The organism is Dysgonomonas sp. 521 (genome assembly GCF_010501055.1).
GTDB lineage: Bacteria > Bacteroidota > Bacteroidia > Bacteroidales > Dysgonomonadaceae > Dysgonomonas.
Genome location: NZ_QVMO01000223.1, coordinates 1 through 1,159, shown reverse-complemented (window position 1 = coordinate 1,159; position 1,159 = coordinate 1). Strand labels below are relative to the sequence as shown.

Here is a 1,159-nt window from a genome sequence, read left to right as displayed (position 1 = left end):
CTGTAAATGCTGCCAAAATAATGATGAAGGAGAATGGAATACCCTTTTCTATGGACACACTTAAAAACCTGATGTACAACTCATATATACTCAAAAGATTTTTTGAGCTGTCTGGGTTTAAGCCCAACAGAAAGATAAATGACAAACTTGTCAAAGAACTAATTGATATAGCAACCTATAGAACTGCATGAATAGCGTAAAAACTATAGAAATTTATAACGAACTATTGTAAATAAAACATTAGCAGGTGGAATATAAAATTTTTTCTTGTCTGCTTGATATTTGAAAAAATATCTGAACTTAAAGTATTAAGTATAAATACATTAGCATTTGGATGTTCGTTGGTTGTCATTACTTTATAGATTTTGGTCAATCTACTAAGATATTGATAATCAGCGAACTATCCAAATTATTTAATGCTTATTTTGTTGAAAATCAATCAATTATATCTATTTATAACGAACTATTGAAAATGCTTCGGAGTTACAGAACGTAAAGAAGCACAAATAGGAAGAAAAAATTATTCTACACTTATTTTTTTACCCTGGTTAAGAGAAACGATACCATCGGTAACAATACGGTCTCCCTGTTGAAGCCCGTTGGTTACCACGTAGCTTTTACTGTCGGGGGTAGATATGACATCAATTAAGGCTTTATATTTGTCCCACCGTGGGAAAATATTGCTTCCAATTACTGATGTATGTACGATTTGTTGAATGCCCGTTTTCTGCGCCATTAGAACCATATTGCTCGCATTGCGCAATTCTATCGAAGGGTCGTTGGGGTCGGCATATTGAGCCGAGAAAATAGCTGTTACGTCCTGCATGGCCGGTTCGAGCGACTGTAAATAACTCATATCGCCTTTTACTACTTCTGCTCCTGCTTCCGCCATTTGCTTTGCGGCAATTGATTCCGGGTTTCTTGTAAGAATACGCACACGGTGTCCGTTTTTCAAAAGTTCCCGTGCCGCATTTCCGCCCTGTGTTCCCGTGCCTCCTATTACAAGTATAAGTGGAGATGTCTTTAATGCCATATTGCTGATTTTTTAATGATTAATTTCGTTACACTAGTGTCCGGTTATAAATCAAACAGTTTCAACTGTTTATCGTCACCAGGACTTATTGATTTGTAATTATTTTTTGTAAACAGTTCATCTATA

Annotated in this window: 1 protein-coding gene and 1 pseudogene; one reads left to right on the top strand and one right to left on the bottom strand. The window is 35.7% G+C overall.

Annotation, left to right across the window (positions count from 1 at the left end; all coding sequences use genetic code 11):
- A pseudogene (locus tag D0T84_RS22705) lies at window positions 1-191 on the top strand (hypothetical protein); the annotation flags it as partial.
- A 329-nt stretch (window positions 192-520) separates the two neighbouring features.
- Here the strand turns inward: D0T84_RS22705 and D0T84_RS22275 are convergent.
- Entirely contained in the window at window positions 521-1,033 is a 513-nt protein-coding gene (locus D0T84_RS22275; protein ID WP_163310109.1) for an SDR family oxidoreductase, read from the bottom strand.
- Window positions 1,034-1,159: the final 126 nt, after the last annotated feature.

Bases quoted from the DNA above. Each gene is read 5' to 3' on its own strand.
- D0T84_RS22275 (WP_163310109.1), bottom strand. From the start codon at position 1,033: ATGGCATTAAAGACATCTCCACTTATACTTGTAATAGGAGGCACGGGA.